General features: G+C 33.3%; 24 protein-coding genes. 7 read left to right on the top strand and 17 right to left on the bottom strand.

Going from position 1 to position 23,971, the window contains the following annotated elements; genetic code table 11:
* Positions 1-53: 53 nt before the first annotated feature.
* Positions 54-1,046, bottom strand: a complete 993-nt coding sequence (locus OZP10_RS21980) for a hypothetical protein (protein ID WP_281632792.1) — start codon at positions 1,044-1,046, stop codon at positions 54-56.
* A 227-nt stretch (positions 1,047-1,273) separates the two neighbouring features.
* Here OZP10_RS21980 and OZP10_RS21975 point away from each other — a divergent pair, with 227 nt between their 5' ends.
* On the top strand, positions 1,274-2,005 hold the full coding sequence (locus OZP10_RS21975) for a beta/alpha barrel domain-containing protein (RefSeq protein WP_281632791.1): 732 nt from the start codon (positions 1,274-1,276) through the stop codon (positions 2,003-2,005).
* Positions 2,006-2,080: 75 nt separating this feature from the next.
* Here the strand turns inward: OZP10_RS21975 and OZP10_RS21970 are convergent, their stop codons facing one another.
* From OZP10_RS21970 to OZP10_RS21960, 3 genes are all read right to left on the bottom strand, one after another.
* Complete coding sequence (locus tag OZP10_RS21970) at positions 2,081-2,890, bottom strand: SDR family NAD(P)-dependent oxidoreductase (protein WP_281632790.1); 810 nt, start codon at positions 2,888-2,890, stop codon at positions 2,081-2,083.
* A gap of 69 nt (positions 2,891-2,959) precedes the next feature.
* Positions 2,960-3,547: a TetR/AcrR family transcriptional regulator gene (locus OZP10_RS21965; protein ID WP_111423278.1), complete on the bottom strand. Its 588-nt coding sequence runs from the start codon at positions 3,545-3,547 to the stop codon at positions 2,960-2,962.
* Between the two features lie 169 nt (positions 3,548-3,716).
* Positions 3,717-6,104, bottom strand: a complete 2,388-nt coding sequence (locus OZP10_RS21960; protein WP_281632789.1) for an outer membrane beta-barrel family protein — start codon at positions 6,102-6,104, stop codon at positions 3,717-3,719.
* Between the two features lie 141 nt (positions 6,105-6,245).
* Here OZP10_RS21960 and OZP10_RS21955 point away from each other — a divergent pair, with 141 nt between their 5' ends.
* The 4 genes from OZP10_RS21955 to OZP10_RS21940 all read left to right on the top strand — a co-directional run bounded on the left by OZP10_RS21955 (position 6,246) and on the right by OZP10_RS21940 (position 9,005).
* On the top strand, positions 6,246-7,268 hold the full coding sequence (locus OZP10_RS21955) for a sensor histidine kinase (RefSeq protein WP_281632788.1): 1,023 nt from the start codon (positions 6,246-6,248) through the stop codon (positions 7,266-7,268).
* Positions 7,265-7,960 (top strand): LytR/AlgR family response regulator transcription factor, encoded by a 696-nt coding sequence (locus OZP10_RS21950; RefSeq protein ID WP_281632787.1) that lies wholly within the window; start codon positions 7,265-7,267, stop codon positions 7,958-7,960. Before OZP10_RS21955 ends, OZP10_RS21950 begins: the two co-directional genes overlap by 4 nt.
* A gap of 46 nt (positions 7,961-8,006) precedes the next feature.
* Entirely contained in the window at positions 8,007-8,375 is a 369-nt protein-coding gene (locus OZP10_RS21945) for a hypothetical protein (protein ID WP_281632786.1), read from the top strand.
* A 129-nt stretch (positions 8,376-8,504) separates the two neighbouring features.
* Complete coding sequence (locus OZP10_RS21940) at positions 8,505-9,005, top strand: GNAT family N-acetyltransferase (protein WP_281632785.1); 501 nt, start codon at positions 8,505-8,507, stop codon at positions 9,003-9,005.
* A 214-nt stretch (positions 9,006-9,219) separates the two neighbouring features.
* Here the strand turns inward: OZP10_RS21940 and OZP10_RS21935 are convergent, their stop codons facing one another.
* The 3 genes from OZP10_RS21935 to OZP10_RS21925 all read right to left on the bottom strand — a co-directional run bounded on the left by OZP10_RS21935 (position 9,220) and on the right by OZP10_RS21925 (position 11,186).
* Positions 9,220-9,705, bottom strand: coding sequence for an anthrone oxygenase family protein (locus OZP10_RS21935; protein ID WP_281632784.1), 486 nt, complete (start codon positions 9,703-9,705; stop codon positions 9,220-9,222).
* A gap of 5 nt (positions 9,706-9,710) precedes the next feature.
* Entirely contained in the window at positions 9,711-10,337 is a 627-nt protein-coding gene (locus OZP10_RS21930) for an NAD(P)-dependent oxidoreductase (RefSeq protein WP_281632783.1), read from the bottom strand.
* 78 nt (positions 10,338-10,415) lie between these two features.
* On the bottom strand, positions 10,416-11,186 hold the full coding sequence (locus tag OZP10_RS21925; RefSeq protein WP_281632782.1) for a helix-turn-helix domain-containing protein: 771 nt from the start codon (positions 11,184-11,186) through the stop codon (positions 10,416-10,418).
* 238 nt (positions 11,187-11,424) lie between these two features.
* Between OZP10_RS21925 and aspT the strand changes: the two genes are divergently transcribed.
* Entirely contained in the window at positions 11,425-13,101 is a 1,677-nt protein-coding gene (gene aspT / locus OZP10_RS21920; RefSeq protein ID WP_281632781.1) for an aspartate-alanine antiporter, read from the top strand.
* A 33-nt stretch (positions 13,102-13,134) separates the two neighbouring features.
* Here the strand turns inward: aspT and OZP10_RS21915 are convergent, their stop codons facing one another.
* The 10 genes from OZP10_RS21915 to OZP10_RS21870 all read right to left on the bottom strand — a co-directional run bounded on the left by OZP10_RS21915 (position 13,135) and on the right by OZP10_RS21870 (position 23,337).
* Positions 13,135-13,581, bottom strand: a complete 447-nt coding sequence (locus OZP10_RS21915) for a CopD family protein (RefSeq protein WP_281632780.1) — start codon at positions 13,579-13,581, stop codon at positions 13,135-13,137.
* 20 nt (positions 13,582-13,601) lie between these two features.
* Positions 13,602-14,318, bottom strand: a complete 717-nt coding sequence (locus OZP10_RS21910) for an anaerobic ribonucleoside-triphosphate reductase activating protein (RefSeq protein WP_281632779.1) — start codon at positions 14,316-14,318, stop codon at positions 13,602-13,604.
* Positions 14,272-14,439, bottom strand: a complete 168-nt coding sequence (nrdD, locus tag OZP10_RS21905; RefSeq protein WP_198858071.1) for an anaerobic ribonucleoside-triphosphate reductase — start codon at positions 14,437-14,439, stop codon at positions 14,272-14,274. The genes OZP10_RS21910 and nrdD overlap by 47 nt, the downstream gene beginning before the upstream one ends.
* The gene (locus OZP10_RS21900) at positions 14,420-16,543 is read right to left on the bottom strand and encodes a ribonucleoside triphosphate reductase (RefSeq protein ID WP_281632778.1); all 2,124 of its coding nucleotides are present in this window, start codon (positions 16,541-16,543) and stop codon (positions 14,420-14,422) included. Before OZP10_RS21900 ends, nrdD begins: the two co-directional genes overlap by 20 nt.
* Positions 16,544-16,557: 14 nt before the next feature.
* A complete protein-coding gene (gene ric / locus OZP10_RS21895) occupies positions 16,558-17,289 on the bottom strand; it encodes an iron-sulfur cluster repair di-iron protein (protein WP_281634779.1) in 732 nt (243 codons plus the stop codon).
* A gap of 29 nt (positions 17,290-17,318) precedes the next feature.
* Positions 17,319-18,833 carry an L-aspartate oxidase gene (gene nadB, locus OZP10_RS21890; protein WP_281632777.1) on the bottom strand — a complete coding sequence of 505 codons (1,515 nt, stop codon included), beginning with the start codon at positions 18,831-18,833 and terminating at the stop codon, positions 17,319-17,321.
* Between the two features lie 29 nt (positions 18,834-18,862).
* The gene (nadA, locus tag OZP10_RS21885; RefSeq protein ID WP_281632776.1) at positions 18,863-19,795 is read right to left on the bottom strand and encodes a quinolinate synthase NadA; all 933 of its coding nucleotides are present in this window, start codon (positions 19,793-19,795) and stop codon (positions 18,863-18,865) included.
* A gap of 191 nt (positions 19,796-19,986) precedes the next feature.
* Positions 19,987-21,984 carry a TonB-dependent receptor gene (locus OZP10_RS21880; protein WP_281632775.1) on the bottom strand — a complete coding sequence of 666 codons (1,998 nt, stop codon included), beginning with the start codon at positions 21,982-21,984 and terminating at the stop codon, positions 19,987-19,989.
* Positions 21,985-22,044: 60 nt separating this feature from the next.
* Positions 22,045-22,893 (bottom strand): hypothetical protein, encoded by an 849-nt coding sequence (locus OZP10_RS21875; RefSeq protein WP_281632774.1) that lies wholly within the window; start codon positions 22,891-22,893, stop codon positions 22,045-22,047.
* Between the two features lie 75 nt (positions 22,894-22,968).
* Positions 22,969-23,337 (bottom strand): hypothetical protein, encoded by a 369-nt coding sequence (locus OZP10_RS21870; RefSeq protein WP_281632773.1) that lies wholly within the window; start codon positions 23,335-23,337, stop codon positions 22,969-22,971.
* A gap of 127 nt (positions 23,338-23,464) precedes the next feature.
* On the opposite strand from OZP10_RS21870, the gene OZP10_RS21865 reads away from it, so the two are divergent.
* Positions 23,465-23,953: a c-type cytochrome gene (locus OZP10_RS21865; protein WP_281632772.1), complete on the top strand. Its 489-nt coding sequence runs from the start codon at positions 23,465-23,467 to the stop codon at positions 23,951-23,953.
* Positions 23,954-23,971 lie beyond the last annotated feature (18 nt).

Below are 23,971 nucleotides of genomic sequence, written 5' to 3'. Positions count from 1 at the left end.
AATCATAAAAAAAGCGAAAGGTTTAAACCTTTCGCTTTTTTTATTTACAACAATTAATTTTTTATCTTATCAACAATGCCATAGTGGTCAATTATTTTTTTTCCGTCAGGCATTTCATTATATATTCTGTATAAAACAGCTTTTTTATCTTTGTAAAGACCAGTGAATAATTTGTTTACTTCAGTTTTAACTTTATTATTTTCTATTTTTAAAGCCGTGGTGTCTTTAAGGTTAATATTTGAATAGTAGCAAATCATTGGAAAATATCCTTCAGCTGTTACTTGTGGATAAATGCTGCATAGCTTTGGCTTAGATTCAATATTTTCAAAAGTTAATGGTAAAGAGAACTTCGAGTTTACTTCATTCATTAGCTTATTATGAAAATCATTTATTTCATTTTCTTTTTTATATTTAAAATTTTCATCTGCTGGTCTCAAGCACTGTTTTGCTAAACTACTATAATTTACGGCATCTATTAGAGACGCTTTTTTATAGCTTTCTTGTGCTAATTTATAATAATCAGGTGCTGTTTGTTTAAGCAAGCTATATTGGCCAACTCTAAATATATTTATTTTCCATTCATCGTCATATTTTCCATAAATTATGGTAAATAATATTTCATTAGAATGCCCATTAGGTATAAATAGTGATGTATACATGTCTTTATTTAAAGCCAAATAATTTATGACATAATCATTGTCTTTAGACGCTCCAGACAATAAAGTGTTGCTAATATTAGTTGACGAATTTTCAACATTATATTCATCGAGAACTCTATAACTTTCAGATTTATAAGTAGTACTTATGTCGTTAATCAATTTGTCGATTTTATCTCCATCTTTTTCGATTAGTTTATCGACAAGCAATGCTCTTACACCTTTCACATCATTGCTCATTATTGCTTTAAATAGTTTATCATTCAAAAGTTTTATTTCTTCTTTTTTATCTTTTTCAATGCTTTCGTTTTTCCAGGTTCCAGATGTACCTACATTACAGCTTTGGAGTAAAAAAATAGAAATGAGAACTAATAATGCTTTGCGAATCATAATTTAATGGTTTTTAAATTTAGTTAGTTTTTTGGTTTGTAGCGAATATACTGTAAATTACAATATAGGATTTTAGTTTTTCTGAGATTTTTATTGAATTAATTACTAGATTTAATTTCACTACAAATTTTTCCTAACTCATTACAAAATCTGAATTTTCACTTTTTATTTTAAGAAAATTTAGATTTTGCTGTATTAAATTTGGCCGAAATGTAAAAAATAAGACCATGCAGATTAGTTCAATTTCAGGCTCATTCTGGGAAAATAAAAAGAAAAGTTCACTTTGGGATCGGTTATTCAGAAGAAATAAAATCGTTACTAAAGCCCTCACTACACCAGAGATTATTGGTAAAAACTGCCAAGGTTTGTTGCTGAAAAATGAAAACATAAAATCATTTCTTTTTTCTACAGATATGGCACTTATCGAAAATAATGATGCCGATGCAATTCTGGCGGTTTATCCTTTTCCGCCATCTCCAAAAATTTTTAAAACGTTGATTGATTTTGCTGGAAAACCTGTTGTCTGCGGTGTTGGAGGCGGAACAACTAAAGGTAAGAAATCTGTAGAGATGGCTCTCTATGCTGAACAAGCGGGTGCATCGGGAATTATTGTAAATATTCCGTTTGAGAATAAAGATGTCAAAAAAATAAGAGAGAAAGTTTCTATTCCAATTATCGCAACCGTAACTTCATCTGATTATGATTTTCTGAAAGGAAAGATAGAAGCAGGGGTAAATGTTTTTCATGTCTCTGGAGGAGCAAACACAGCTAAAATTGTGAAAGAGATTACAGCTAAATTTCCCGATTTTCCAGTAATGGCTACAGGCGGAAAAAGTCTAAATAATATCGAAGAATCCATTCATTCGGGTTCAAAAGCGATTGTGCTTTCGCCACCGTCAAATAAGGATTTATTCAAAACAGTGATGGTTAAATATCGAAATACGTTTGGCAATTTTTGATTTAACGATTTAGTAAATAAAATAAGAAAGGCAATCATGCTAGATTGTCTTTCTTATTTTAAAATTGAAAATTAATTAACCATGCGCTTCAACTGAAACATCATTCCATTTTTCCCAGCTTTCCAATCTTTGATCATAGCTTTGTTTTACAAACGGAAATGCCACTTTTCCAAGTAATAAACGTAAAGGTGGATTTTCATTTTCTACTAATTTTACAACTATTGGAGCAGTCGCTTCAACTTTACCAAAAATGTTTTCTCTTTCAGCCAAAGCTTTTTTGATTTCGTCATAATATGGTAAACTTTCGCTGGTAATTCCAGTATGCCAGATGTTAGACTCGTAACCGTTTGGTTCCAATAAAGTAACGTTGATTCCGAATTGTTTTACCTCAGATGCCAATGTTTCGCTTAAACCTTCAACAGCAAATTTAGAAGCGCTGTAAAGTCCCATTCCTGTTGGTAAAGTCGCCAATCCTAAAATAGAAGAAACTTGAATAATATGACCGCTTTTTTGCTCTCTCATTATTGGAATAACAGCTTGTGTTAACCATAATGTTCCAAAGAAATTAGTTTCAAATTGTTCTCTTGCTTCTTGTTCGCTTGCTTCTTCAATCGCGCCTGTAAGCGCATAACCTGCATTGTTGATCAAAACATCAATGGTTCCAAAATGCTGTTTTGCTTTCTGAACTACTTCTAGAGATTCTAAACGATTGTTTACGTCTAATTTTAAAGGTAGAATTGCGCTTCCGTATTTTTCTTTTAAATCGTTTAACGTTTCTAGATTTCTTGCTGTTGCAGCAACGTTGTATCCTTTAGCTAAAAAAGCTTCTGTCCAAGCTCTTCCAAATCCTTTTGAAGCTCCTGTAATTAAAATTGTTTTTGACATGGTATTTGTTTTTTATAATTAATTAAAAATTTATTCATGACCAATCGGTCATTTTTTTAGCAAAAAAAATTATATTAATTTTTCAGATATAATTTTTTTAAGCGTTTTCTCTATTGTTTTCATGTTATCGTTATTGCCAGACACTCGAGACATTAGGTGTCCTCCTTCAAGCATGGCAAAAAGTGTAATGGCAAATTCTGATGCATTCCAATCAGAATCAAATTCTTTATCGGCAATTCCTTTTTCTATAATCGAAGTTAAAAGCACTTGTCCGCGTTTGATGGCAGCGTTTACTTTTTCTTTTACAATTGGATTTGTGTCGTCTGCTTCAGTTCCAAAGTTTAGCAAAGGGCATCCGCCTATTACTGGTGGATTGATTGGGTTACTAAAAAAATCGATATAAGCAAAAAGCTGCTCTTTGGCACTTTTACCTTCTCTAAGTGCATTTTCAAGTTTAGAACTTAATATTTTCATATTATGATCTACAGCAGCGCAGGCCAAAACATCTTTGTTTTCAAAATGTACATACATACTTCCTTTAGACAATTTCGTGGCCTCCATAATATCGCTCATAGAAGTAGCTGCAATTCCTTTTGTATTAAAAATAGGAGCCGCTTTTTCTATAATAAATTGTCTGGTTTCTTCACCTTTTGTCATGATAGGTTGTATTTAACGATGCAAATATATGACCGATTGGTCATAAAAACAAACAAATAATGCTTTTTTTATGTATTTGATTGTTTTTTAAAGAGATAAAACAGCCTCGATCATTTGAAAATAGTAATGTTTAAAGCCATTTTGTCTCAATTGAGTTTATTGTAAAAAACTAATTCGTACGATTTCTTTCTTCTTCATTTCCAAAGTTTCTATCCTTAGATTTTACATTTTGGTTTCCGAATTTGTAACTCAATGCAATTCTAAAAGCTCTAGAATCACCATAATTTTTCATTGTGTTTTTAATTCCGTTTGAATAATAAGAAATTAAAGGCTTTTGCGTATTCAATAAATCTTCGCCAGTTAAAGTAATCGAAAGGTTCTTTTTTAATGCTAGAAATTTCACGGAAACATCCAAAATATTCAAAGTCGAAATATTAAAAACTTGATAGCGTCCTGGCAATTGCAAACCATAATTTAAACCCAGAAAAAGAGTTTTAGATTGATTTACCGTAAAATCATTATTGCTGTAAATATAACCGTTGTAACCATCTACAGAAGCAATTAGATTCGTTCTCGATTTTACATTTTGATAGTTTAAATTGAATCCCATAAAGCTGTTCCACCATGAATATTTATTGAAATTGTAATAGGTTGAAATACCAATTTGGTAAGTGTCAGCATAGTTGATTGGTGTACTTTTGGTAATATTCGTTTCAGGATCGATAATTGCTAATTCTTGTCCGAAATTAGAAACCTGAGAAAAATAGATTGTATTTACCCATTTTTGATTTCTAATATAAGAAAACTCAAAATTATCTATAATAGAAGGTTTTAAAAACGGATTTCCTTGAGAATAGTAAAACGGACTGGTTCTAATCACAAACGGATTCAAATAATCAAAATCTGGTCGGCGGATTCTTCGGCTGTAATTTAAAGAATACGAATTGTTATCGTTTGCATTGTAGGTAACGTAAGCCGTTGGAAACAATTTAATATAGTTGTTTTTATTAGTTTGGTTTAGATTTTCAGAATAGCCTTCTGTTTGTGTAGCTTCTGTTCTTAAGCCAATTTGTGTTTCCCATTTTTCGTTTAATTTTTTGTTTGCAGAAAAATAGATTGCTTCATTGTATTCTTTGTATGTGAATATATTAGAATAATTGGTGTCTAGAATCGGAGTTCTGGTTTCGTTATCACAAACGGTCAGATTGTTTTTGGTGTTGGTATAAAATCCTTTTCCTCCAAAGCTTATATTCGCCCAAGAATAAGGAAACGAAAAGTCAATTTTTGCCGAATAATTTTTCAATCGGTTCAGGTTAGAATTAATTGCTGCAAAATAAGTTCCTGGAATATTCTCCTTTTGTTTGTCCAATTCATTACCTGAAAAACCTCTAGAATCATTTTTTTGGTAGTTGAAATAATCCAAATCAACCGTAATGTTTTTACCTTCGTTATTTAAATTGAAAACATTATTCCAGTTTACTGAATTCATCTGCGGTTTGTTCTGTGCATTTACATCAGATAATACATAAGAATTGATTTCTCCAGCAGTATTGTAACGAGTTGTGAGCGGATTATTTGCTGAAGTTCTGTCATTAAAACTTCCTAAATATTTTACTCCAGACGTCCAATTTTCAGTTAGTTTATAATCGGCACCAAAACCAATGCTCAATAAATGGGTTTTTGATTTGGTTGTAATATCTTGTTTCCAAACTTCATTTGGATAATAAATTCTATTATCTGAAGTAGTGCGAAATTGATCTGTTCCTTTATTAATTGAAGCCTGAAGCGACAATTTATTATAATTGTAGATAAATAATCCGTTTATGTTTCCGCTGGCGTAACTTCTTTGTACATAAGTAGAGCCAAGATTTGCAGTCCAAGAATTCGCTTTAGCAGTTTTCAGTTTAATATTGATTAAACCGCTGTTTCCTTCCGCTTCATATTTTGCTGGAGGCGTTGTAATTACTTCGATGCTTTTTATGTTATCTGCAGGAATTGATCTAAGAAATGCAACGAGATCTTCCTGCGTCATTTTGTTCAAACGATCATCAATCATAACCAAAACTTCTCCTTTTCCAACAATAGAAATGGTTTCGTTCTGAACTCTCACTGTCGGGGTAGATTTTAACGCATCCAAAGCTGTTCCGCCAGTTGCAACAACAGAATTTTCGACATTAAAAACCAATCGATCTACTTTTTGTTCTACCAGTTTTTTTCTTGATTTTATAGTTATGCCGTCTAATTGCACTAGTTCTTTCAATTCGATTATTCCTAAATCAAGATCTTGATTTACGATTATTTCTTTATTGCTAAATTCGGTTCCAAATTGTTCTATAATTAATCTATAGTTCACTTTTTCAGTATTTAAAATGAAATTACCTAAACTATCAGTTGAAGCTTGTTGATATAAAGTTTTGTCTTCTTTTAATAAAGTTGCCGTTGCAAATTCCAGCGGTGTTTTATTCTGATTGATGATTTTTCCTTTTACTGAAAATTGTTGACTGAAAGCATTGATTTGAAATAGAAATAAAACGGATAATAAAATGATTCTGTTCATGGTTTGGGTTTTAATTACAGGGCAAAACTGTTAGAATTAAAACCTAAAAACCACTTTTATCGACAAACCCCTTCGATTAATCTGCAAACCCATTAAAATGCTTTTTACTGAATGTATATCTTTGTTTTAAAAATATACCGAATGTATAAAGGAACCATTACCAAAAGGCTCGAATGTCTAATTCATATTATTTATTGGCTTTTAATTTCATATTTCACTTTCGTGAAAAATCCGATTGGAGCACGATTTTCTGTACCCGATCTATTTCTTTGCACTTATTTTATCGTTTTCATTATTACGTTTTATTTTCATTATTTGATCGTAATGAAAAAGGTTTTCAAAGCTTTCAATTGGAAAAGGCTTTTTGCGGGAGTTTTCGTTTCATATCTTATTTTTACTTTTCTAAGATTTGTTTTAGAGCAGATCATAACCAAACTTTTGTTTGATAGAGTAAATTATACCAACGTTAATTTTCTGAGTTATATGCTCGATAATTTGCATTATAGCAGTATGGCAATTATTTTGAGTTCGTTTCTTTGGTTCGTGATTTATTCGATTCGTCTTTTGGAATACAACAAGCTCATTTTGGAAGAAAATAAGAATACCGAAATCAAATTTTTGAAAGCTCAGATTAATCCGCACTTTGTATTTAATACTTTAAATAACATTTACTCAATGGTTTATTTTCAGTCAGATAAGTCGTTGATTGCAATTGATAAATTGAGTCAGATTATGCGTTTTACAACTTACGAATCACAGAAAGAAAAGATTAAACTTTCAGACGAAGTTGATTATATAAAAGCGTATATTGAACTCGAACAATTGCGTCATCAAGACAATGTTCGAGTTGATTTTAATGTCGAACTGAAAAATGAATGTGAAGAAATTCCGCCATACATTTTGTCGCCTTTGGTAGAAAATGCTTTAAAACACGGAGAAGTTTCAGGCTTAGAACCAATAGAAATTCAGCTAAAAGTTTCATCTGAAAAATTGATTTTTAAAGTGAAGAATAAAATCGGAACACAGAAAAAAGATAGTTTAGGCGGAATTGGTTTAGATAATTTGCAAAAGCGTTTACAGATTCATTATCCCGAAAAACATCAATTAAAAATCACAAAAGAAGAAAAACATTTTACAGCCGAACTTGAAATAGATTTAAAATGAATAAAAAAATAAATTGCATTATTCTAGACGACGAACCTTTTGCTGTAAAATTAATTGCCGATTACGCTTCTAAAATCTCAAGATTAAATGTTTTGTATGCAGATAGCGATGTCTTTAAAGCGATTGAAGTTTTAAATACAGAATCGGTCGATTTGATTTTTATTGATATCCAGATGCCGCAATTGACTGGAATCGAATTGATGCAGATGTTCAATCAGAAGTATAATTTCATTATCACATCAGCTTATCCGCAATATGCCCTGGAAGCTTTTCAGTTTCATGTGATCGATTATTTGTTAAAACCGATTACGTTTAATCGTTTTTATCAAAGTGTAGAAAAGTTCATTCGTTGGCAGGAAACTTTTCAAATTCCTGAAAAAGCAGGAGATGATTATCTATTTGTAAAAGCGGATCGAAAGCATTATAAAATTGCTCTAAACGATATTTTGTATATTGAAGGATTACGAGATTATATTCGCATTCACACTAATGATGAAAAGATAATGGCACTGGAGAATATGAAAGATATTTTGGAGAAACTTCCTAATCAGTTTATTCGAATTCATCGTTCTTATATTATTCCAAAGGATAAAATAAAGGTAATAGATGGAAACCAGATTGTAATGAAAAGCGGAAATGCTTTGCCAATAGGAGAGACGTATAGGAAATTGGTTAGTGAGTGGTTGATGTAAGTTTAGAATGTTTTATAAATAGAAAATTAAAGTAAACTAAAAAGAAATGAAGAAGTTGGAATTGTATTGGAGAGACCTTAATATCGGATCGATTGTTGAAACCAATTGGGATATGAGAAGCTCTGGTAATATTTCGTTTAAATTTGATTATTTGGCTGAGCCATCTGAAAATAAACATTTAGCTGACTTTATAAGATTCTCTATAAAAGATAGCATTTTACTAGGCGAAGGAGTTGAGGATGATGATTTGATTCTTGCTCAAGCGGAAGAGGAAAAAAAATTTCTTGATTTAATAGTTGATACTGCTACAGATTGGTATATTCTCGACGAGAAGGGCGAGAAAAGTATAATTCTTTGTCCAATATTTCATGAGGATGATCAGATAACATGGATGAAAGATTCAGACTATTTTTAATTTTGTTTTATTCCCTTGCGCTAATCAGTGCTTTTTGTGATTGGAAATTTTCGATATATTTACAAAAGAGAAATCCTGTTACTAATTTTAGAAGACAGATTCTAATTCATTTATATTATATAGTACCAAATGCATATTATCTATCAAAGCCCCAAAATAATTATACGCGAATTTTTGCCTGAGGAAAAACAGACATTCTTAGATCTTTTTGAAGATAATCAAGTGACGCAATATCTTCCTGATACTTCACCTGAGAGATATATCGAAATGTTTAGCGAACTCCTAGAAAATTATAAAAATAAAAATCTGAGCCGATGGGCAATATTCAACTCTGTCGATGATAGTTTTATAGGAATGTGTGTTGCCCGTATTTTTGTACAAAATACAGATCAGATAGAGATAGGGTATGTGCTTAGTAGGGCATACTGGGGAAAAGGCATTGCTACAGAAGTATGCAAAGCTATAACGCAGTATTGTTTTGAAAATACAAATACAAATGAAGTCGTTGCCATAACAGATCTTGAGAACACTGGATCGCAAAATGTGTTGCAAAAAGTAGGGTTTAAGCGATTAAGCAATCTGATAAGAAATGAGGAGGAAATTGCTTATTTTAAAATAGAGAGATTATAATTTTATTTATGATGGCATTAAAACTTTAATTTGGTCCAAATGACTTTATAAGATAAAAACAGAAATTAAGATGTTGGATCGAATTCTGTTTCATCGAGGCAAATAAAATAAAGAAAAGCCTGAGATTATATGGTCTCAGGCTTTTTTTATGCTTGGAAAATATTTTCGCTTTTTTGTTTTTACAAAGTCGTATTGCTTTTAGTAGCAGTCCTGTTTATTTGTTTTCTTGAATACAGGCTAAAATTACAAGTAGTAAACTTAATATTGAGAAAACGGTTCTTATGTTGTTCCAAAAATTCCAACGTTTTTCAAATATATTTCGCATTTGCTTTACGGCTATTTCTGTTGAATTTGAAATGTCGAAAACTTCAAGTTTGTTGTTCAGCGGAACGTTTTCAAAAGCCGTTACCACAAAAACACCTAATAAATAGATCAACGTTGCGGTAATTAAAAATATAAATGAGTTTTGATTGTAACGTGATATACACACAATAACAAGCATTATTAAAGCACCAAAAAAGCAAGTGAAAAATAATGGATTTTGAATTTCTTTATTTATGTGCTGCATAGCGCTAAGAAATTCTTTATCGTTCAATTTTCCTAAACCTAACGTAACAGAAACAGAGTAGGAAAAGAAAAGACCAGCCATTAAAGCAGTAAAAGTTGCCGCAATAATAAGTATGATATCAGTCAGTTTCATAGCCATTAATTAGAAATACTAACCGCTTTTTTCAAATACTCTTTTGCTAAAACCTGTTGCAGCATGAAGTTCGCAACATCTGCGCGGGAAATTTTCAAATTGAGCCCTTTGAGATTCCCATCAAACCCAATTTTAAATTGGTTGGTAATTTCTCCGTCTGTGAAAGCACTTGGTCTTACAATGGAATAATCCAAATCGCTGTTTAAAATATAGTGCTCCTGTAATTTATGATCTGCAAAAGCTTTTTTTAGCAGCATTCCAAACATGATGTGTTTCCAGACAAAATTTAGGTTTGCGTAACTTTCACCCATTCCTAATGTAGTTTGGCAGATCAATCTTTTTATTCCGGTATTTCCCATTGCCTCAATGATCGTTTTGGTTCCCGCAGCTCTGATTGTTCCTGTTCTACCATCACCTAAGGCGCACAAGACCGCATCTTGATTTTTTAATGCATTTTCTACTTCTTTGCTATTTAATACATCTCCTTTGTATAGCATTAAATTCGTGTTGTCTGCATGTTGCATTTTTTCAGGATTGCGAACAAAGGCTGTGACTTGATGGCCTTGTGCTATTGCCTGTTTTACGAGTTCTTGACCTACTGTTCCTGTTGCTCCAAAAATTATAATGTTCATTTTATATCATTTTTTAAGTTAATGATACAAAGGTGCAACAGGGATTTTTTAGAAAATAGAATAAAAACGACAGTACGGCTATTTACTGAATTTTTTTGGTGTTTTGCCTGTAAATGCTTTAAACACTTTGATGAAATGCGATTGATCTGCAAAGCCATTTTCGTAAACTATGTCAGTCAATTTTGTGTAGTTTTTTATGGATAATTGTTCCAATGAAGCTTGAAATTGCAATATTTGCGCAAATTGTTTGGGCGAAAGTCCTGTTTCTTTTAAAAATCTCCTTTCAAAAGTTCGCAGATTGATTTTTTGCTTCTCAGCAATGGCTCGAATAGGCACTTGTCCCTTTGCATCTATAATTTCTGCAATTGCTTGACGTATTTCTAGATCGAGGTTTTGTTTTTTGGTTTCAAAATAATGTAAAAGTAAATTAGAAATAATGTCAATTTTTTCATTTGCAGTTTTGCAGGAAATCAATTCCAGATTAAGTGCTGTGATTTTGTTGTCTGCATTGTCTAAATAATAGCAGTTGTCATTTATGCTTTGTGGAAGAATACCAAAGAAGGTTTGCAGCACAAAAGGATACAGCTGAAAAACTAGAATAGAGTAAGATCCTGAAAGTTCTAGCACAATGGGATTGATGGTTTGCCCGTAAACAAAAATTTCTGGCATTTTTTTATCGTGAGGTTTCACCGTCAATCCATTTTCGGACTGATGGAACATCAAACCAGGAAAACCATCTGCAAAAAATGGCAAACTCGTTGTAGCGTTGTTCTCTTCACTTTCAAATACCCAAATATTTTTTACAAAAAGCGAAATAGATCTATCTGGTATTATGGTTTGAAAATTCATTTTTGTATTTGTAACATGGGTTTCATAGAATAATTGCGAAGGTTCTTATGCTAAAAAAACAGTTTGTACCTTCTGTTTATTCCAAATTGGCTCACCATCAAAAATAGCCATTTTGATTTAATTCTACCACGGTTAGTTTTCTGTTTACTACAATATGATTATAATTAATTGTTTGTAAATAATTGAAATATAGTGTGTTGATTGCTTTTTTTGTTTAAATTTATATAAAAAATGTAATATGGTTACAGCTATACTTAGAGAACATCCTGAATTGGCACTTTTTTTATGCCTAGCTCTTGGATTCTTAATCGGACGCATTAAGATAGGAACATTTAAAATAGGTGTTGTATTAGGGACTTTATTTGCTGGAGTACTAATTGGTCAGTTGGATATTGAAATCCCCGGTATTGTAAAAACCATTTTCTTTGATTTTTTTCTCTTTTCTACAGGGTATAAAGTTGGGCCTCAATTTTTTCAAGGTTTTAAAAAGAATGCATTTCCACAATTACTGCTTACTTTGGTGATTTGTTTATCGTGCCTTTTAGTAGCATATTCTGTCTCTACTTTTTTAGGTTATGATATAGGAACGGCAGCAGGATTGTTAGCAGGGGCATTTTCTGAATCAACTGTGATTGGTACTGCTTCAGATGCTATTAGTCACTTAAATCTTGCTGATGCAGAAAAAAGCCGATTAATCAATAATATTCCCGTAGCCTATTCTGTAACTTATCTAGTAGGAGCAGCGTCTTTTGTTTTCTTTTTAACCGGAATTGCTCCGAAACTACTTGGAATTAATTTAGTTGAAGAAAGTGAAAAGTTGGCAGAAACCATTTCTGGTGAAACTGAGTATGGTCCTGGAATGAGAAGTGCCTACCAGAGATGGATTATCCGAGCCTATAAAATAACCAACGAGAAATGGATAGGAATCAGTATAAGCGAGTTTGAAAGATTAATATCTAACAAGAATATTGTGATCCAAAGGATACGCCATGAGCATCAATTGCTAGACCCAAAACCTGATACTATAATTTATAAAGATGATGTTTTGGTTATTATGGGACAGCACGGAATCATTTTAGACAGTCTCTTTTCTATTGGGCCAGAAATCTTGGATGAAGAATTGTTAAATTTCCCATTAGCACATTTAGATGTTACAATCACTAATAAAGCAATTGAAGGAATAACAGTAAAAGCTCTTCGAAAAGCCAGTTTTTATCATGGACTAATGTTAAACAAAATAACGAGAGAGAATCATGAAATACCGCTTCAGTCGAGAACGGTTTTAAATAGAGGTGATATTTTGAATCTTTCAGGAAGACCTGCAAAACTGGAAGAAGCAGCGAAAGAAATAGGTTATCTGGATCGTTTAACTCCGGAGACCGATATTATTTTTGTCGGTTTAGGTATTGTTCTTGGCGGACTTTTAGGTTTGCTTTCGGTAACATTATTTGGAGTTTCGGTAACTTTAACAACAAGCGGTGGCGCTTTGGTAATGGGACTTATTTTTGGCTGGCTGCATTCTAGAACTCCAGTTTTTGGCAGAATTCCAGAACCCGCCTTGTGGATATTTGATAACGTTGGTCTTGCAGCGTTTATTGGTCTTGTTGGTTTAGCTGCCGGGCCAAGTTTTATTTCTGGCCTTAAAGAAACGGGATTCGGTATTTTACTTGCAGGTGTGGCTGTTGCGATAATCCCTCATATCATTGGACTGTATTTTGGAAGGTATATATTAAAAATTAATCCTTTAATCTTACTTGGAGCACAAACAGGAGCAGGAACATCAACAATCGGATTAAAAGCTGTTCAAGATGCATCAGGGAGTAAATTTCCAGTTTTAGGCTATACTATTCCTTACGCATTGGCCAATATACTACTGACTGCTTTTGGGCCTATACTTGTAGGGATGATGTCTTAACTAAATGAACTGATAGAATTTGGGTAAGAATTTTTAAATTCCACCATAACGAATTGTTGACCCTAAAACCAGCATTGCAACACCAATTGAAGTAACCGTTAATATAATAACAGCCATTTTATTGATATTATTGGGTCTAAGTTTTGGAATAATAAAAAATTGTGCACAGACCGCACAAAAGAAAGTACAGAAAAGCAATATCAGTTTTATAGAAACTACTTTTTCAAATCCGCTGGAAAAGTGAAACCAGGTTTCGGCAGTGATGCCAAAATCATAAGCCATCCAGATTCCAGTTATGATAAGTAAAGCGAGAGAAGACATACCGAGTTTTTCGTATTTCTTTTCAAAATTTAAAATAATCTTAGGGTCTTTTTTCTTCAGTGCTGTCGGAAGATAGCAGATAGCCAAAAGTAAATGACCGCCAACCCATATTGTGGCCGCCAATAGATGAAGTATTAGTACAAAATGATGCAAAGTCATAACGTGTTCATTTTGGATTATCAATCTCTAAAAATAACTTTTATTTTTGGAGTAGAGAAGTTTTTAAGTTGTATTTCTTTGTTTGAAACGTCTAGTTTTGAAAGCGTTGGCACATTATTCATAAAATGCTGTACATAATAATTTCCTTCAAAATTTTGATTCTCTAAGTATTCAATCATTTTTGCGAAATCTTTTTCTTCAATCAAAGAAGAATGAAAAGTGGTACGAACTTCAAATGGAAGGTTCGAGTGAATCAAATGTTTTAAACTTTCTTCAAATTCTGAAAATAAGCCTGATTGCGTTAGGTGTTTAAAGGTATGAGGAAGACTTTTGAAATCTAACGCTACATAATCAATTAATTGATCATGAATCAGGCTGTTCAATATTTTTGGGCTGGAACCGTTGGTGTCTATTTTTACCGCAAATCCCATTGTTTTGATTTCTTTTATAAAATCAATTATTTTTTTGTGTAAAGTACATTCGCCACCGCTTAATACTACGCCGTCTAATAATCCTTTTCTAGTTTTTAGGAAGGAAAGAACAGAATCAAAATCTATTTTTCCTTTTCCTAAAACAATATCTGGATTATAGCAGTATAAACACCGCATGTTACAGCCTGCAAACCACACAATGCAGGCCGTTTTATGCGGATAATCTAATAAAGTAAAAGGCGTGAGGCTATATATTCCTTTAATAGATAATGGTTTCTTCGAAATGTGTACGCTGTTGGTGTTCACCTTTTTTTCCAATATTAAAACTTTCTACAGGTCTGTGATATCCCATTACACGTGTATAAACCAAACATTTACTTCTTTGGGATTTGTTCTCTTCTAGAATTTTACGCGTTTTCGTTTTCATAAGCCAAGTGTTTTTGATTGTTTTTATTGAGTAAAATTTCATCGCATTTTGGACAGTATTCATGTTCACCATTTAAATAGCCATGAATAGGGCAGATGCTGAAAATTGGTGTTACGGTTATATAGGGCAGTTTAAAGTTGGTGAGAACTTTTTTAACGAAGTTTTTACAAGCTTCAGAACTGCTTATTTTTTCTCTCATATAAAGATGCAAAACTGTACCGCCAGTATATTTGCATTGTAATTCATCTTGAAGCAATAAGGCTTCAAAAGGATCATCGGTATGATCGACTGGAATTTGTGAACTATTCGTATAGTATATATTTTCATTTTGTCCCGCTTGCAGTATTTCAGGAAAACGTTTTTTGTCTTCCTTTGCAAAACGATACGTTGTTCCCTCTGCTGGAGTTGCTTCTAGGTTATAAAGGTTTCCAGTTTCTTCTTGAAATTCTTTCATTCGCAGTCGAATATGATCGAGAATTTCGGTTGCAAAATGAATTCCTGAGGTATCCGTTATATTTTGTTTTCCTTCAGAAAAATTTATAACCATTTCGTTCATTCCGTTTACGCCAATGGTAGAAAAATGATTTCTAAAATGTTTCAAATAACGCTGCGTATACGGATAAAGTCCGCGGTCATACATTTGCTGGATGAAGATTCTTTTCTTTTCTAAAGTCGATTTAGCTATTTGAAGCAATTCATCTAAGTGTTCAAATAAAGTAATGATGTTTCCTTTATGCAAATATCCGAGACGCGCCATGTTGATGGTTACGACGCCAATACTTCCCGTCATTTCGGCACTTCCAAAGAGACCGTTTCCGCGTTTTAGCAATTCTCTTAAATCGAGCTGTAAACGACAGCACATACTGCGTACCGCATTTGGTTTATAAGCATCTGGATTTTCGATTCGATTTCCATTTTCGTCCAAAAGATATTGGCTTCCAATAAAATTCTGGAAATAAGATGAACCAATTTTAGCTGTGTTTTCAAAAAGCAAATCGACATTTTCTCCGTTCCAGTCAAAATCTTCTGTAATATTTACTGTTGGAATAGGGAACGTAAAAGGCTGTCCGTTTGCATCACCTTCGGTCATAATGGTGTAATACGCTTTATTGATAAGATTCATTTCTTTTTGAAAATCAGCATATTTTAAATCTATCAATTTTGAAACGCCTCTGTTTTTAGCTTCCAGAATCAGATTTTCATCAGTAACCTTTAAAAACAAATGTTCGTCATTTCGAGTTGGAATCTGTTCTTTTAAATCTTCTGGCACATTCCAATCCAAGGTAATATTCGTAAAAGGCGATTGGCCCCAGCGTGCCGGCACATTTAGATTGTAAACAAAACTTCTAATTCCTTTTAAAACTTCATCATAAGAAAGCTGATCTTTAAAAACATAAGGAGCCAAATAGGTATCAAAAGAACTGAAAGCTTGAGCGCCTGCCCATTCGCTTTGCAGAATTCCTAAGAAATTAGCCATTTGCCCTAATGCTTCTCTAAAATGAGAAGGAGGTCTGCTCTCGACACGGCCACGCACGCCATTAAAACCTTCATTTAATAGCACACGCAAGCTCCAACCAGCGCAGTATCCGGTAAGACAATCCAAATCATGGATATGTATGTCGCCATTCCTATGAGCAGAACCTTCTTCTTTATTATATATTTTATCCAGCCAATAATTGGCGATTACTTTTCCAGCGGTATTGCTGACTAGTCCCGCGTTTGAATACGAAATATTTGCATTCGCATTAATTCGCCAATCTGATTGGTTGATGTATTCTTCAACAGTTTGCGTACTGTCTATGTAAGTGGTGTCATCGTTTAAACCATTAATATGTTCTCGCTGCAATTTTCTCGTATGGCGATAAATTATAAACGAACGCATGGTCTGGAAATATCCATTTTCAAAAAGTACTCTTTCTATGATGTCCTGAATTTCTTCTACAGGCCAAGAAAACTTTGCCTCAAGACCAGAAAGAACAGTTTTGAAAATTCTTTTGTCGACAGGCTGACTGACGCTCTGAAAGGCTTTTTGAATGGCATCCTGAATTTTATAAGCTTCAAAAGGCTTATAATCCCCATTACGTTTGATTACATATTTTTCCATGGTTTCGTTTTTATTTATGACACTTTTTCAAATGTTTTTTCGAGCTCAATTGCTTTAGGAAACAAGATGTTGTTTTCCAGATGAATGTGCTTTTTTAAATCTTTGTCAAATTCTTCTAACATAAGAAAAGCTACTTTATAGGTGTTGCATGAGTCAGCAGGCGGTGTGTAATTATTGGTTAATGCCGCAATTCTTTTAAAGCGCTGCCCTTCTGTAATATGATCATCTTTTAAGGTTACAATTGGCGTTTCAATAGATAAAAAAGGCGGTGTTTCCAGTTCTGTACCTTTACTGTGTGCGGCTTTCATTTTTTTAATAAAAGGAAAAACAACCAACTCTTCTCTTTTCATATGAGCCGTGAGATCCAAATACGTTTTTGAAAAAATAGTATGAATTTCATGTAGCTCAGGATGAATCGCACCGTGAACACCGCATAATTTATTTAAATACTCCAAAATGATAGGAGACTTTTCTGTAACATATCTATGATGAGTTTTTGTTATATAATCTGCAATCATGTCTGCAGACCAGCTTTTATAATCAAAAGACTGATTGGCAGAACTGCTTCTTGCTTTTTCAATATGCTCTATAAGAACACTTTCTTCTATATCTCTTTTTTTGCAAACTTCTTGGATAGTTCGGTATCCTTTGCAGCAAAAATCAATATGGAATTTTGTAAAAATGGCTGCTGTTTTGAAATCATCTGCGACGATTTCACCAATGGTTGTTTTGCTTGTTAGTTTCATAATGGTTGGGGTATAGATTAATTTTGGTTTCAGCATATTTTTTGGTCTGCTGCAGCTTTACATTGTTTAATGATCAGCAAAGAAGCCGCAATCATGTTTGAAAATTCGATAAATGGAATCGTAATTTCGTGTGCTTCTGTAAGCGAAACGGCGTAATTATGAAGCTCTTTTATTTTTTCAAAAGCTAATTCAGCATCACGTTCTTCACTTGTATAAAATGAAGTAACCAGTTTTTGCAATTCTTTTTTAAGTATTTCAAAAGCAAGATAATCATCAACTTGATGTGCCTTTGGAAACTTCGGAATTAGTATTTGTGATGAAAAGATAAATTCGGCAATAGTTTTATCTACATTTTCTGAAGCCTGATGTGCAAAGACCAAACCTTCAAGAAGAGAGTTTGATGCGAGACGATTTTTACCATGAAGACCTGTTCTAGCGCATTCCCCAATTGCGTAAAGATTTTTTATTGAGGTAACTCCATTTTGATCCACTTTAATTCCACCACACTGATAATGAGCTGCAGGAACAACAGGAATCAGATCTTTTTCTGGACGAATTCCTAACTCATTGCAATGAGCTGTAATTACAGGAAATTGATTTGAAAAAGCTTTTGCATCTAAATGTCTGCAATCTAAATAAACATGACTTTTTCCGCTTATTTGAAGTTCTTTACTAATGGCATTTGAAACCATATCTCGCGTAGACAATTCGCCTCGGATGTCATATTTAAATAAAAATCTTTTTCCTTCCTCATTTACAATATGTGCGCCAAAGCCTCTTACAGCTTCAGAAATCAAAAACAGCGGATTTTCTTTTCCTGTATATAAAGCTGTTGGATGAAACTGAATGTACTGCATATCGACAATTTCTGCGCCAGCACGAGCCGCAATTGCCAATCCGTCTCCTGTTGCTATTTTCGGATTTGTTGTGTTTTCAAAAAGCTGACCGCATCCGCCTGTGCATAAAACAACAGTTCTTGCTCTAATGTATTTAATTCGATTGTGTTTCTTTTCAAAGAAAAATGCCCCGGTACAAGTAGTTTTAGCTTTTTTTGTTTCGGTATTTAAGTCAATGACCATATGATTCTCTAAAAGTTCAATATTGGGCATTTTCTTGATTATTTTGAGCAGTTTCTGCTCGATTTCCTGTCCGGAGCTATCTTTATGATGCAATATTCTATGTTGTGAATGCCCGCCTTCTAAACCCAGATCCCATTGTCCTTTTTCATTTTTATCAAATGAAGCGCCTATTTCAATTAGTTCTCGAAGCCTGTCAGGAGCTTGTTTGATAACCATACTAACTACTTCTTTATCACATAGGCCGCCTCCAGAACGAAGTGTATCATGTATGTGTTTGTTAAAACTGTCTTTAATAAGGTCTGTCACTACGGCAATACCGCCTTGAGCGAGTTGCGTATTGGTATTTTTGGCTGTTTCTTTCGTCATTATAACAATAGATAAGTCTGGACGTTTTTTTGCCGTTTTCATAGCAAAAAATAATCCTGAAATACCAGAACCGATGATAAGTATATCTGTTTTAAGCATGTTATTTTGATTTAAGGTTATTGCGTATATTATGATAATTCGAGCATTCTTTTAATAGGCCTTAAGGCTTCAATTCTCAGCTCATCTTTAATTAGCATTTCTGGTCTTTCATTTTTGAGGCACAAATACAATTTTTCGAGTGTATTCATTTTCATATAGGCACATTCACTGCAGGCACAGCTATTGTCTTCTGTGGTAGGAGCCGGAATCAGCTTTTTATCAGGTACAGCTTTTGAAAGCTCGTGCAGGATACCGGCTTCTGTGGCCACAATGAAAACGGCAGCAGGATCCGTTTTAATGAAATTAATAATTCCCGAAGTTGAGCCAATGTAATGTGCTGCTTTTAAAATATGGTCTTCAGATTCAGGGTGTGCTACAATTTTTGCAGTCGGATTTTTGTTATATATTTCGATTAGTTTGTCTAATGAAAAGGCTTCATGTACAACACAAGAGCCTTTCCATAAGACCAGTTCGCGTTTGGTTTCTTTTTGAAGGTATTTGCCCAAGTTTTCATCTGGAGCAAATATGATTTTTTGTTCTGCTGGTATAGATTCGATTATCTTTTTTGCATTTGCCGATGTGCAGACTAAATCGCTCATAGCTTTTATTTGGGCAGAACAATTGATGTAAGTAACCACAATATGATCGGGATGCTGTTCTTTGAATAATCTAAAATCTTCAGGCGGACAGCCATCAGCAAGCGAACAGCCAGCGTTCCAATCGGGCAGTACTACCTTTTTGTTTGGGTTTAAAATTTTTGCTGTTTCTGCCATAAAGTGGACTCCTGCAAAAACAATAATATCTGCATTTGTATTCTGAGCTTTTTTTGCCAGTTCAAGACTATCTCCAATAAAATCTGCTATTTCCTGAATATCCTCATCTTGATAATAATGAGCTAGGATAACAGCATTTTTTTCCTTTTTCAATCGGATTATTTCCTGTACTAAAAAGTTCTTATTCATTTTTTTTCTTTGTATTTTCGGCTTTGCCAACCTATAAAGCTGATGGTGTTTATTTTTTTAAGCTTGTATTAGAATATATTTTAATACATAATTTTAATAGGGTAAATATATTATCATCATTTTTTTCAAAACATGATTCTAATCATACTGTTTTACATTTGTTTTTATATGTTAACCTGATTGATTGGATTTTAATGAAAATTGAAAGTGAGATTTACAAAGACATTTCGTCCCATTCGCGGAATTTTATTCCAGTCGGCATAAGTGGTGTAATATTTGTCAAAAATGTTTTCTACACCAGTTTGTATTTTTATTCTGTTTTGGCTCCAATTGAAAGTATAGCCTGCATTAAGTCCAAAAATGAGATAATCTTGAGTTTTGGTTTGTCCGTACACTTTTGCAAATTCATTTTGAGCCAGATTTCCTAAAGCATTAATTCCAGCATTAATTTTTTCTTTCTTAAAATCGATTCCAGCGCTGTATTTAATCGGACTTATAAATGGCAGATTATTTCCTTCATTATCTTTTCCAAAACTATAAGTCAGTTGCGATTTAAATTGCCAATTTTCCAGAAAATCATAAGTCAGATTAAAATCAGTGTTGAATATTTTGGCATTGTCAATGGCTTCATATCTTTTTACTCCAGAAGCACCAATAGTCATAGGAAGCGTATTAGGATCAATTTTACCTATTATATAGTTTGAAAAATAGAAGTAGGAACCTGTAATTTTTGCTTTGATTTGCGATGCTTTATACCCAACAGAAAAGTTTCCTTCGATAGCATTTTCATTTTTTATATTGGGATTTCCGATATAATCATAAAAATCACTGCTGTTATACAGATAAAATCCGTAGCCTTCAGAAACCGAAGGAGCTCTTTCGGCATAAGCCAAACCAAATCCGAACTCAAACTGCCCTTTATTTTTGGTATAATTTGTGGCAAAGCTTTTTAGAAATCGGTTTTTTGAAGCATCCATATCAGGATAAAAAATGCGGAGACTCGCTAATCCGAAATCATTTGCTACGGTATTATTCTGGAATCCGAGATTTGCGCCAATTCTCAGATGATCTTTTTCGGAAATAGTAATATTATCTTCTAAAGACAATGCGTTGTACAAAGTTCTGACATCCGGCCACGTACACATAAACATCAGATTTTCGTTAGGATCCGAAGGATACATTGTCATCTCTGCAATTGACTTATTGTAAAAACCATTCAAGTCAGCTAGAAAACTATGGTTTTTAATTTTTCCATTAATTCTCGAATAATAACCATAAGTATCAGACCATCCTGGCATATCCATGTGTATCGGTACGCTTGGTCTTTTGGTATCGTCCATTTTGTGGGTTATAGAATTGAAATATCCTTTTGTTTCCCAGTTTGTTATCAGACTTGATTTTGGTACATATTTATAACTTAGAGATACAATTTTAGCTTCGGCTAAAGAAACATCCATAGGAAGGGCAGGGTAGCCCACATTTGTCGCTTTGTCATAAATTACAGAAGCTTCCAAAAGGTTTTGTTTGTTTATAAAATATCCTGCACTGGCAGAAATGTTGTATTTGGTAAATTGAGAAAAACTGATTTCTTTATTGCCTCCTGCTTTATAATTATCGGCATCTCGATGCATAAAATCGATATGGGTATAAAATCGAGAATCATTATAGCCTAAAGACGCACCAATAATTTTTTGAAGATTATTGCTTTCAAAACCAGAATTTAAACTGCCGTTCCAGCCTGTATTTTTATCACTAAACTGATTGCGTTTTAAATCGACAGATCCGCCAATTCCGGCACCGTGACAGCTTGCCTGCTGTCCAGATGCGACGCTGGCTTCGGCCAAATTTGAAACCTCAACATAAGAAGTAATCGGATCCATTTTGTCGGTACAGGCGCCAAATATGCGCATTCCGTCAATCGTAATCACGGTGCGTTCTGTAGCCATGTTATTTATAACTGGTTCCCAAGCATAGGCCCCTCTTTTAATCATATTAACTTTTGATGATTTTGAGAGATATTCTTCTACAGAGGTTAATGATTTTGATTGTTTTAGATGTAAAGAAGGTTTACTTCCAATGACAATTATTTCGTTAAGCTTTACGGTTTCAAGACTGTCATTTGGTTTTTCCTGCGCCCAGCATATTGTTGAAAATACAGCCAAGAAGGTTGCTGTTAGATTTTTCATCATTTCTTACTTTAATAGAAAGAGACAAATTGTTTTATGTCTCTTTCTGATTATTTTTTAGATTTAAAATTCAATTTCAAAATAGAGACTGCTTTCTGTTTTGTCAGCAGTAATAGCTTCTCCTTTTAGAATTTCATCTTTTTCATTGAGAACCTGCAGATTTATTTTCCAATATCCTGTCATGGTTAGAGAGAGTTTTCCTTTATAGAATCCATTGGTTTCAGATTGAAGCAAATCTGTATTGTTTGGAGAACCATGATTACCCATACTTGGCATTCTTGGATCGATTTTGATTTTGAAATTATTTACAGCCTCAAAAGTTATCATATCCTTCATTTTGTAAATTCCTACTGTCATGTCGTTTATTGCCACTTTTGGAGAAGATGGTGCGATATAGGCAATTACGTAATTGCTTCCGTCGCTTCCTTTAAAAGAGCTTACAGTTCGTTTTGCCGATGCAGGAACATTTATTTTGTCTGCTGCAGTATAAGCAACATTATTAACGGTGTAATTAAAACTGAGTTCCCAATACTCTGTTGCATTTTGTGCCATCTGAAAAATGATATCGCCTTCGTACAAAGTCTTTTTGTCTGATGCTTTACTAACAACTGATTTAGGACAAGAATGCTGCATCATGCTCATGTGCATAAGCGGTGCCCAATCAAGTTTAGCATCGGTAATATAAGTACTGGTTTTCTTGTCTTTTATTCGAAGTGAAATATGATTGTAACCCTGCACCAAAGAACCTGTTGATGAATACAATTCTATAATATGAGTGTCATTTGCGATTTCCTGTATTTTATGAAGTCCGCTTGTTTCATCAACTGGAGATGAAGAAGAATCGTCGTCAGAAGAACAAGAGAATAAGGTAATTACTAGAAATAAAATGGCTGTGTATTTTAAAATTTTCATGAGATTTTAATTTAAATAATGATAATAAAAGGTCTGCCGAATGAATTCGATAGAAGGAAAAGAATGAAATAAAAATCAAATGAAAATTGGAGGACGCAAGATATTTACTGCCTCTAAATGAGAATATAAGTTGTTGTAAAAAGCATTTACTATAAATGTAGGAGCTCTATTTTTTTCAAAAGAAAATACTGGAATTTTTACAATAAACAGAACCACAGTTTCGGTTGTTTCACTTTTCTTTTCGTTAGAAGCTGGTGTGTCATTTTTATAGCTTTTTGCTAATTCTTTTTTCAAATGACATTTTCCGTTACAATGAAGTTCAGGGGCATTTTTGTTTTCGCATAATTCAGTTGCAATGTAATGGTAGTTGACCACATAATCCAGAAATGGAAATGCTGGACGAAATACCACTGCAAACAAAAATATGTAAATGCAAAATTTCATTGCTTGTTGATTTTTGAGAATACGAAGGTATTATGAACTTTTTTTTGAGGATATGATTGTAATCATACTTTGAGAAAAACAAGTTTTGGAATTTTGATCAAAAGTTTAACAAGTAAAAAACAAAGTAATGAACAAACTATTCTTATTAACAATGTTTGGTTTTGTCCTGCTAACATCATGCGGGAAAGAAAAGTCAAACACCGATCAGGATTTTTCTACTCCAACTGCAGCTGAGAAAACAGCTGAAAAAACAGCTGATGCAGAATCTTATGATCCAAAAAGAGGTCTTGGGAAGTATGAAACAGTTGAATTAGGAGCTTCTTTAGATAAAGCATTAGCTGAAAAAGGGCTTAAGACTGCCGAAGTAAAATGCACCTCCTGTCATAAACCAACAGATGAAAAATTAGTTGGTCCGGGATGGAAAGGGGTAACAGAAAGAAGAACACCTCAATGGATCATGAATTTTATTACCAATCCAGACCCAATGATTGATAAAGATCCAGAATTGCAAGCGCAATTAGAGCTTTGCATGATTCGTATGCCTAACCAAGGGTTAACAGAAGATGAAGCAAGATCTATTTTGGAATATATGCGCCAGAATGATGGAGTAAAATAATTAAAAGGAATCAAAATC

This window comes from Flavobacterium luteolum, assembly GCF_027111275.1.
Taxonomy (GTDB): Bacteria; Bacteroidota; Bacteroidia; order Flavobacteriales; family Flavobacteriaceae; genus Flavobacterium; species Flavobacterium luteolum.
This window is presented reverse-complemented; position numbering and strand designations above follow the sequence as displayed.

Excerpts from the sequence above, each read along its gene's own strand:
- OZP10_RS21975 (WP_281632791.1), top strand. The coding sequence starts at position 1,274 with ATGCAGATTAGTTCAATTTCAGGCTCATTCTGGGAAAATAAAAAGAAA.
- OZP10_RS21950 (WP_281632787.1), top strand. The coding sequence starts at position 7,265 with ATGAATAAAAAAATAAATTGCATTATTCTAGACGACGAACCTTTTGCT.
- aspT (WP_281632781.1), top strand. The coding sequence starts at position 11,425 with ATGGTTACAGCTATACTTAGAGAACATCCTGAATTGGCACTTTTTTTA.
- OZP10_RS21935 (WP_281632784.1), bottom strand. The coding sequence starts at position 9,705 with ATGAAACTGACTGATATCATACTTATTATTGCGGCAACTTTTACTGCT.
- OZP10_RS21960 (WP_281632789.1), bottom strand. The coding sequence starts at position 6,104 with ATGAACAGAATCATTTTATTATCCGTTTTATTTCTATTTCAAATCAAT.
- OZP10_RS21940 (WP_281632785.1), top strand. The coding sequence starts at position 8,505 with ATGCATATTATCTATCAAAGCCCCAAAATAATTATACGCGAATTTTTG.
- OZP10_RS21900 (WP_281632778.1), bottom strand. The coding sequence starts at position 16,543 with ATGGAAAAATATGTAATCAAACGTAATGGGGATTATAAGCCTTTTGAA.
- OZP10_RS21980 (WP_281632792.1), bottom strand. The coding sequence starts at position 1,046 with ATGATTCGCAAAGCATTATTAGTTCTCATTTCTATTTTTTTACTCCAA.
- nadA (WP_281632776.1), bottom strand. The coding sequence starts at position 19,795 with ATGAATAAGAACTTTTTAGTACAGGAAATAATCCGATTGAAAAAGGAA.
- OZP10_RS21965 (WP_111423278.1), bottom strand. The coding sequence starts at position 3,547 with ATGACAAAAGGTGAAGAAACCAGACAATTTATTATAGAAAAAGCGGCT.
- ric (WP_281634779.1), bottom strand. The coding sequence starts at position 17,289 with ATGAAACTAACAAGCAAAACAACCATTGGTGAAATCGTCGCAGATGAT.
- OZP10_RS21875 (WP_281632774.1), bottom strand. The coding sequence starts at position 22,893 with ATGAAAATTTTAAAATACACAGCCATTTTATTTCTAGTAATTACCTTA.
- OZP10_RS21870 (WP_281632773.1), bottom strand. The coding sequence starts at position 23,337 with ATGAAATTTTGCATTTACATATTTTTGTTTGCAGTGGTATTTCGTCCA.
- OZP10_RS21915 (WP_281632780.1), bottom strand. The coding sequence starts at position 13,581 with ATGACTTTGCATCATTTTGTACTAATACTTCATCTATTGGCGGCCACA.
- OZP10_RS21930 (WP_281632783.1), bottom strand. The coding sequence starts at position 10,337 with ATGAACATTATAATTTTTGGAGCAACAGGAACAGTAGGTCAAGAACTC.
- nadB (WP_281632777.1), bottom strand. The coding sequence starts at position 18,833 with ATGCTTAAAACAGATATACTTATCATCGGTTCTGGTATTTCAGGATTA.
- OZP10_RS21970 (WP_281632790.1), bottom strand. The coding sequence starts at position 2,890 with ATGTCAAAAACAATTTTAATTACAGGAGCTTCAAAAGGATTTGGAAGA.
- OZP10_RS21945 (WP_281632786.1), top strand. The coding sequence starts at position 8,007 with ATGAAGAAGTTGGAATTGTATTGGAGAGACCTTAATATCGGATCGATT.
- nrdD (WP_198858071.1), bottom strand. The coding sequence starts at position 14,439 with ATGAAAACGAAAACGCGTAAAATTCTAGAAGAGAACAAATCCCAAAGA.
- OZP10_RS21955 (WP_281632788.1), top strand. The coding sequence starts at position 6,246 with ATGTATAAAGGAACCATTACCAAAAGGCTCGAATGTCTAATTCATATT.
- OZP10_RS21865 (WP_281632772.1), top strand. The coding sequence starts at position 23,465 with ATGAACAAACTATTCTTATTAACAATGTTTGGTTTTGTCCTGCTAACA.
- OZP10_RS21880 (WP_281632775.1), bottom strand. The coding sequence starts at position 21,984 with ATGATGAAAAATCTAACAGCAACCTTCTTGGCTGTATTTTCAACAATA.
- OZP10_RS21925 (WP_281632782.1), bottom strand. The coding sequence starts at position 11,186 with ATGAATTTTCAAACCATAATACCAGATAGATCTATTTCGCTTTTTGTA.